This window comes from Mycobacterium sp. 1164966.3 (genome assembly GCF_001665395.1).
Classification (GTDB): domain Bacteria; phylum Actinomycetota; class Actinomycetes; order Mycobacteriales; family Mycobacteriaceae; genus Mycobacterium.
In genome coordinates, this window is the sequence record NZ_LZSG01000029.1 from 111,035 (window position 1) to 118,243 (window position 7,209).

Consider the following 7,209-nt stretch of genomic DNA (forward strand, 5'->3'; position numbering starts at 1 on the left):
TATATCACGGCGGTGATTTCACCGAAGCGAGGAGGTTCATGGTGCAGATTGCCGTCACCGGCGGAACCGGCTATCTGGGCGCGCACACGGTGCGCGCACTGCTGCAGGCCGGTCATCAGATCAGGCTTCTTGTGGCACCGAATGACCCCGCCACCGTCGTGGACAGGTTCCGAACGCTCGGCGAAGTGACCGTCGTCGCCGGGGACGTGAGGGCGGCCTCGATCATCGAGGAACTGCTGGGAGGCGCGGACGCGGTCTTGCACGCCGCCGGGATTGTCGGCACCGATGAACGCCGGGCGGCCGCGATGTGGGACATCAACGCCTATGCAACGGAGCTAATCCTGACCCGCGCGGTCGAGCTCGGGCTCGACCCGGTGGTGTCGGTGAGCAGCTACAGCGCGCTGTTCCCGCCGCCGAACGGAATCATCTCGCCGGATTCGCCCACCGCATCCGGTCGCAGCGCGTACGCCAAGACCAAGGGCTACGCCGACCGCGTGGCCCGCCGTTGCAGGACGCCGCCGCGCCGGTGGTGGTGACGTATCCGTCGAGTGTGGTGGGTCCAACCTTCGGCACGGCACCCGGTGTCACCGAGCGCGGTTGGGCGCCGATCGTGCGCTGGGCGATCGCGCCCAGGGTACGCGGCGGCATGCAGATGATCGACGTGCGGGACGTCGCCGATGTCCATGTGCGCGTGATGGAATCGGGCCGCGGTCCCCGCCGATATGTCTGCGGTGGGCAGCTACTCACTTTCGGTGAGATGATCGACGCCCTCGAACAGGGCTTGGGCCGGCGAGTGCGACGAGTGCCGCTCTCGCCGAAAGCGTTGCGCGCCATGGGACGTCTGGCCGACGTCGCCGGTCGGTACGTCTCGCTGGCGGACGGACTCAGTTACGAGGCGGCCACCTTGCTGACTGCCGCCACCCCGACCGACGACAGCAAGACGCTGCGGGAACTCGGGATCACCTGGCGTTGCCCCAAAGAGGCGATCATCGAGTCATTGCGAGCGGGACCCGAGAGCAGTCGTCAACAACTGCGCGATTCGCTTGCGTAGCGCATCGGAGTCATCCTCGACGGCGATCGTGGTCACGAACAACGCCGCACCGGCCGCCATCGCCAGCGTGGCCCGGGCGTCGAGATCGGCCTGCTCTCGTTCGCCACGCGTCGTCGCATTCACGTCTTCGGCGAAAAGCTGCACGGCCGGCCCGCTGAACTCGGACCACAGCGTCTTGCGCAGCTCGTCGTTCTCGCGCAGGGCAAGCAGCAGCCCCGGCACCGCCGCGCGCACGTCAGCCCTGCTGAAAAGCTCGTGACTGCCCTGGACGACCCACTGGATCCATCCGGTCACGTCGGTGCCGGAAAACGGTGACAGATCCGGACTTTCACCCAAGATGGCGCGTAACACCAACTCCGCCTTGGACGCCCAGCGCCGGTTCAGGCTCGAGCGGCCCACCCCGGCCCGCGCCGCGACCAAGCGCACGCTTAGCTCGTCCCAGCCGACTTCCATCAGCAATTCGCGCGTCGCCGACAACACCCGCTCATCGATGGTCGTATCACGCGGACGCCCGACAGACCTGCGGTCGTCATCGTTCATGTGACTGCCGGCTCAGCGCCCGTCAAGGATCCCGCGCAAGAGATCGATGAGCGCGCGCGGCTGGTCGCTTTGCACCGAGTGCCCGGAGTTCTCAACGATGTGCGCTGCCCGGAAATGCGTTGCACGACGGGCGAGTTCTTCCGCGTCCTGATCGCTGACGAACCCCGACGAGCCGCCGCGGATCAGGGTGACGGGCGCCGCCAAGGCATCGACGTCCTCCCACAGCGCGCCGAAGTCCGGGAATTTACGGATGGCGTCGTAGCGCCACGTCCAGTTGCCGTTGTCCAGTCGGCGGGAGTTGTGGAAGACGCCGCGGCGCAACGCCTTGACCTCGCGGTGCGGTGCGGCGGCGACGGTGAGGTCCAGCATGGCCTGGAAGCTGGGAAATTCTCGCTCGCCGTGCATCAGCGCCACCGTGCCCTGCTGCTCCTTGGTCAGCTCGGCATGCCGCTGCAACGCCGACGGGGTGACGTCGATCAGAACGAGTTCGTTGACCAGGTCGGGTGCTTGAGCGGCCAGCCGGATCGCCGTGAGCCCGCCCAGCGACATGCCCACGACGAGTTCGGCGTCCGGTGCGAGCTCGTGCAGTACGGGCTCCAGCGCGGCGGCGTTGTGCTGTGGGGAGTAGTCGCCGTCTTCCCGCCACGCCGAGTGGCCGTGGCCGGGAAGATCCACTGCCAGCGCGGGCTCACCGAGGCCGATGATCACGGTGTCCCAGGTGTGCGCGTTCTGCCCGCCGCCGTGCAGGAAGATGATCCGCGGGCGCTGACCCCACCGCAGTGCGCTGATGGTTCCCGTGTCGACCCGCTTGACTTCGGGCGGCGGCCCCGAAACGCCGGCCTGCTCTGCGTTCTCGGCCAACAGCGAGAACTCGGACAGTCCGGCCAGTTCGTCTTCGGAGATCTCGGTCACGTCAATGACTCTACGATCTGCGCCCGAGTGTGACAGTGGCGTCACGCTCGGCAACCAACGTGACGCTGGCGTCACGCCCGGTGAACCGAACTAGGCGTCGATGATGAACTCTTCGAGCTGGGCGCGCGCCACATCGTCGGGCAGCTGCTCGGGCGGGCTCTTCATCAGGTAGGCCGACGCCGGGATCACCGGGCCGCCGATCCCGCGGTCCTTGGCGATCTTGGCCGCGCGCACCGCGTCGATGATGACGCCGGCTGAGTTCGGCGAGTCCCACACCTCGAGCTTGTACTCCAGGTTCAGCGGCACGTCGCCGAAGGCTCGGCCTTCCAGCCGCACGTAGGCCCACTTGCGGTCATCGAGCCAGCCGACGTGGTCCGACGGGCCGATGTGCACGTCCTTGGCATTGAACTCGCGCTGCACATTGGACGTGACGGCCTGGGTCTTGGAGATCTTCTTGGACTCCAGCCGCTCCCGCTCGAGCATGTTCAAGAAGTCCATGTTGCCGCCCACGTTGAGCTGCATGGTGCGGTCCAGTTGCACACCGCGGTCCTCGAACAGCTTGGCCATCACGCGGTGGGTGATGGTGGCACCGACCTGGCTCTTGATGTCGTCACCGACGATCGGCACCCCGGCATCGGCGAACTTCTTGGCCCACACCGGGTCTGAGGCGATGAACACCGGCAGTGCGTTGACGAACGCCACCCCGGCGTCGATCGCGCACTGGGCGTAGAACTTGTCGGCCTCTTCGGAGCCCACCGGCAGGTAGGACACCAGCACGTCGACCTTGGCATCCTTGAGCACCTGGACCACGTCGACGGGTTCGGCGTCGGACAGCTCGATGGTGTCGGCGTAGTACTTGCCGATGCCATCCAGCGTCGGGCCGCGCTGCACCAGCACATTTGTCGGCGCGACGTCGGCGATCTTGATGGTGTTGTTCTCGGAGGCGAAGATGGCGTCCGAAAGGTCGAAGCCGACCTTCTTGGCGTCCACGTCGAACGCCGCGACGAACTTGACGTCGCGGACGTGGTACTGGCCGAAGCGCACGTGCATGAGGCCGGGCACCGTCGACGTGTCGTCGGCGTTCTGGTAGTACTCGACGCCCTGGACCAGCGAGGAGGCGCAGTTACCGACGCCGACAATCGCAACTCGTACGTCCGTCTGCGTCTGTCCTGCCTCCTGCCTCAAAGGCTGGTGCTCACTCATTTGGGCGTCTCCTAACTTCATAACCTGCTGTCTCGGTGTTGGGTTTGGCTGTGCGTTTGGTGCGGGGTCTACGTTTGCTCGGACAGGCCAGGCATGGCCCGCTCGGCGGCGATGAGCTCGTTGAGCCACTTGACTTCGCGTTCGCTGGACTCGAGCCCGAGTTGGTGCAACTGACGGGTGTAGCGGTCGAACGAGCTGCTGGCCCGGGCCACCGCTTCACGCAGACCTTCCCGGCGTTCTTCCACCTGACGGCGACGACCCTCCAGGATGCGCATCCGGGCCTCGGCGGGCGTCCGGTTGAAGAAGGCCAGGTGGACCCCGAAACCGTCATCGGTGTAGTTGTGCGGGCCGGTGTCGGCGACCAGCTCGGCGAACCTGCGGCGGCCTTCGTCGGTTAGCTGGTAGACCCGACGGGCGCGCCGGACCGGGGTTCCGGCCGGGGCGGCGTTCTCGGCGATCAGGCCGTCGGCCTGCATGCGCCGCAGGGCGGGATACAGCGAACCGTAGGAAAACGCGCGGAATGCACCGAGTAAACCGGTGAGTCGTTTGCGTAGCTCGTAGCCGTGCATTGGCGATTCGATCAGGAGGCCCAGGATGGCGAGTTCCAGCATCGAGTCACCTCCTCTGCTCGGCTGATTGCTTAACCTATTAGCGGCTCGACGCCTCGTGCCATCGTATCGTTCCGATATATTTGCGACAACACCACCTGGTGTTGGTGCGCTATTCGTCACAGCCGCCGTTTCGGCAGCCGAACGGCCGTCAAGACGGCAAGCTGAGCCGCTTGATAGTACCGTCACCTGCGAAGTTGATGGAGCCGCCGCCGTAATCGCTGGACACGTACACCGACAGGTTCAACGCGTCGGGCTTAAGCGGATCCTTGGCGGGCTCGACGATCAGGTACATGTTCTTGACGTCGGAGGGCTTGATGTGGAGAGTCTGCGGCGCGCCACGCATGATGCCGACGGTCTTGGTCACGTCGAACTTGCCGAGGTCGACGGGCATGTCCGGTTCGCCGCTGGTTTTCGCCGAACTGGTTGGGTCGCCCCAGCCGCCGCGGTAGTCGTAGGCCAGCTTGCGGCGATCGTCGGACGGGTCGGGCCGGTCGTACACGGCGTAGGTCGGGTAGATCACCATCCGATAGCCCATGGTGTCGCCGAACCGTTTGCGTGTTTGCTCAAGCAAGCCGGTGAGCCCACCGAACGAGTGCAATTGGGTGGGTGGCGTCAGCACTAGCGGCGCAATCCCGTCGGGCCTGGCGCCGGGGTCCCCGGCGGCGAAGTGCAACGGCGAGCCGGTGTTGCCGTACAGGCCCCAGCCGATCAGGACACCCAGCACTACCGATCCGACGACGGCGGCTGCCATGGCGCGCCATCGGGTCAACTTGAGCGGAAATTTGGTGTCGCGCAGTCGCGCGGGGGTGTTGCCCTGCAGATCCGACACCAGGACCTTCAAATCACCGAGAGTCACGGCGTTGGTGGCCTGCCTGACCCGTTCGCGGTGCTCTTCCCCAGAGAGCTCGCCGTCGGCCAGCGCGTTGTCGAGAAGCGTGCAGATTTCTTGGCGGTCGGTGTCCTTGGCGCGGGTCGCAGTTGTCAATCCTCCGCCGAGCGGTGCCCCGAGCCATTTCGCCACGCGTTGATCGTAGAAGTACTGCGCCAGTCGCGATCAGCAATACCGCCGCTCAGGCCGGCAACGGGGCGGACAACCGCCTTGGTTGCCTAACGGGGCCGCGCCGGGCGACGTACTCTGGTCAGCGTGCGACTGCAGCGACAGGTGGTGGACTACACCCTTCGGCGGCGCTCACTGCTGGCTGAGGTGTACTCGGGGCGTACCGGTGTCTCCGAGGTGTGCGACGCAAATCCGTATCTGCTGCGCGCGGCGAAGTTTCACGGGAAGCCGAGCCAGGTGATCTGCCCGATCTGCCGCAAAGAGCAGCTCACGTTGGTGTCGTGGGTGTTCGGCGATCAGCTCGGCGCGGTCTCGGGCTCGGCGCGCACCGCCGAAGAACTGGTCTTGCTGGCAACCCGGTTCTCCGAGTTCGCCGTCCACGTGGTGGAGGTATGCCGAACCTGCAGCTGGAATCATCTGGTCAAGTCATATGTGCTCGGCGCGGCACGCCCGGCACCGCCCCCGAGGGGGACGCGCGGCACGCGGACGGCGCGCAACGGCGCCCGCACGGCCAGTGAATAACGAAGGGCGCCACGATCAGTCCAGTGACGACCCGAAGGGGTCACCGACTGAACGTGCAGGCAAGCACGCGAGTCCGGACGAGGCCGCGGGGCCTCGTCCGCGTGGTCAGCGCCGCGAGGTTCCCCCCGACGACCGGTTGACGTCGATCATCCCGCCCGTCCGCGGCGACCGCGCCCCCGGCCGGACGGACCCGATCGAGGAGGTCAAGGCCGCCCTGGATCGTCCTGCCCCGGAGAAGCGTCAGTTGTCGGCACCCACGCCGCGCGACGTCCCTGCGCCGCCCGAGCCACCTGCGCGACGTGACCCGATCGATGAGGTCAAGGCCGCGCTGGACGCGTCCTCGCCCGGCCGGCAGCGACGGCCGGGACGGCGTCCGCCGGGCGGACCGCCACCCCCATCCGGTCCGCCGAGAGGATCCGGTGGGCGCGGCCGTGGGCGTGGTCCGAATATGCCTTGGCTGCAGCAGCTCAAGCAGCAGGTCAACTGGAAGTGGGTGCGACGTGCGCTCGTTCTGACCGCGGTGGTGGTTTTGCTGCTGCCGATCGTCACCTTCGCCATGGCCTACTTCATCGTCGACATCCCCAAGCCCGGTGACATCCGTACCAACCAGGTATCGACGATACTGGCCAGCGACGGCTCCGAGATCGCGAAAATCATTCCGCCCGAAGGAAATCGGGTAGACGTCAACATCAGCCAAGTGCCGGTGCATGTGCGCCAGGCCGTGATCGCCGCCGAAGATCGTAATTTCTATACCAATCCCGGCTTCTCGTTCAGCGGGTTCGCACGGGCGGTGAACAACAACCTGTTCGGCAGCGGGGACCTGCAGGGCGGGTCGACGATCACCCAGCAGTACGTGAAGAACGCGCTGGTCGGTTCCGCGCAGCACGGGTGGAGCGGTCTGATGCGCAAGGCCAAGGAATTGGTGATCGCCACCAAGATGTCGGGGGAGTGGTCCAAAGACGATGTGCTGCAAGCGTATTTGAACATCATCTACTTCGGTCGCGGCGCGTACGGGATTTCCGCGGCTGCGAAGGCCTACTTCAACAAGCCCGTCGAGCAGCTCACCGTCTCCGAAGGGGCGTTGCTGGCGGCGCTGATCCGGCGGCCGTCCACGCTTGATCCCGCCGTCGATCCCAAGGGTGCCGACGTGCGCTGGAACTGGGTCCTCGACGGCATGGTGGAAACCAAGGCTCTGTCGGCGAGCGACCGAGCGGCACAGGTGTTTCCGGCGACCGTGCCGCCGGATCAGGCCCGCGCGCAGTTCCAGACCACCGGCTCCAACGGGCTTATCGAGCGGCAGGTCACTCGGGAAT

General features: G+C 66.2%; 7 protein-coding genes and 1 pseudogene. 3 read left to right on the top strand and 5 right to left on the bottom strand.

The genetic code is table 11. The features are described 5' to 3' along the window. The first annotated feature begins 41 nt into the window (after nucleotides 1–41). A pseudogene (locus A9W99_RS10385) lies at nucleotides 42–1,051 on the top strand (NAD-dependent epimerase/dehydratase family protein). Here A9W99_RS10385 and A9W99_RS10390 read toward each other — a convergent pair. From A9W99_RS10390 to A9W99_RS10410, 5 genes are all read right to left on the bottom strand, one after another. Then, entirely contained in the window at nucleotides 995–1,591 is a 597-nt protein-coding gene (locus tag A9W99_RS10390; RefSeq protein ID WP_067376533.1) for a TetR/AcrR family transcriptional regulator, read from the bottom strand. The pseudogene A9W99_RS10385 and the gene A9W99_RS10390 overlap by 57 nt on opposite strands. A gap of 12 nt (nucleotides 1,592–1,603) precedes the next feature. Next, entirely contained in the window at nucleotides 1,604–2,503 is a 900-nt protein-coding gene (locus A9W99_RS10395; protein ID WP_067376536.1) for an alpha/beta fold hydrolase, read from the bottom strand. 90 nt (nucleotides 2,504–2,593) lie between these two features. Further along, a complete protein-coding gene (locus A9W99_RS10400; protein WP_067376539.1) occupies nucleotides 2,594–3,706 on the bottom strand; it encodes an inositol-3-phosphate synthase in 1,113 nt (370 codons plus the stop codon). 68 nt (nucleotides 3,707–3,774) lie between these two features. Continuing rightward, complete coding sequence (locus tag A9W99_RS10405) at nucleotides 3,775–4,317, bottom strand: PadR family transcriptional regulator (RefSeq protein WP_067376542.1); 543 nt, start codon at nucleotides 4,315–4,317, stop codon at nucleotides 3,775–3,777. A 148-nt stretch (nucleotides 4,318–4,465) separates the two neighbouring features. Next, complete coding sequence (locus A9W99_RS10410) at nucleotides 4,466–5,338, bottom strand: DUF1707 domain-containing protein (protein ID WP_067376545.1); 873 nt, start codon at nucleotides 5,336–5,338, stop codon at nucleotides 4,466–4,468. A 123-nt stretch (nucleotides 5,339–5,461) separates the two neighbouring features. Here A9W99_RS10410 and A9W99_RS10415 point away from each other — a divergent pair, with 123 nt between their 5' ends. Both A9W99_RS10415 and A9W99_RS10420 read left to right on the top strand, forming a co-directional pair. Continuing rightward, nucleotides 5,462–5,896 (top strand): DUF5318 family protein, encoded by a 435-nt coding sequence (locus tag A9W99_RS10415; RefSeq protein ID WP_067376548.1) that lies wholly within the window; start codon nucleotides 5,462–5,464, stop codon nucleotides 5,894–5,896. Next, a partial coding sequence (locus A9W99_RS10420) for a transglycosylase domain-containing protein (RefSeq protein ID WP_172828845.1) occupies nucleotides 5,889–7,209 on the top strand: 1,321 nt, incomplete at its 3' end. The genes A9W99_RS10415 and A9W99_RS10420, both read left to right, overlap by 8 nt.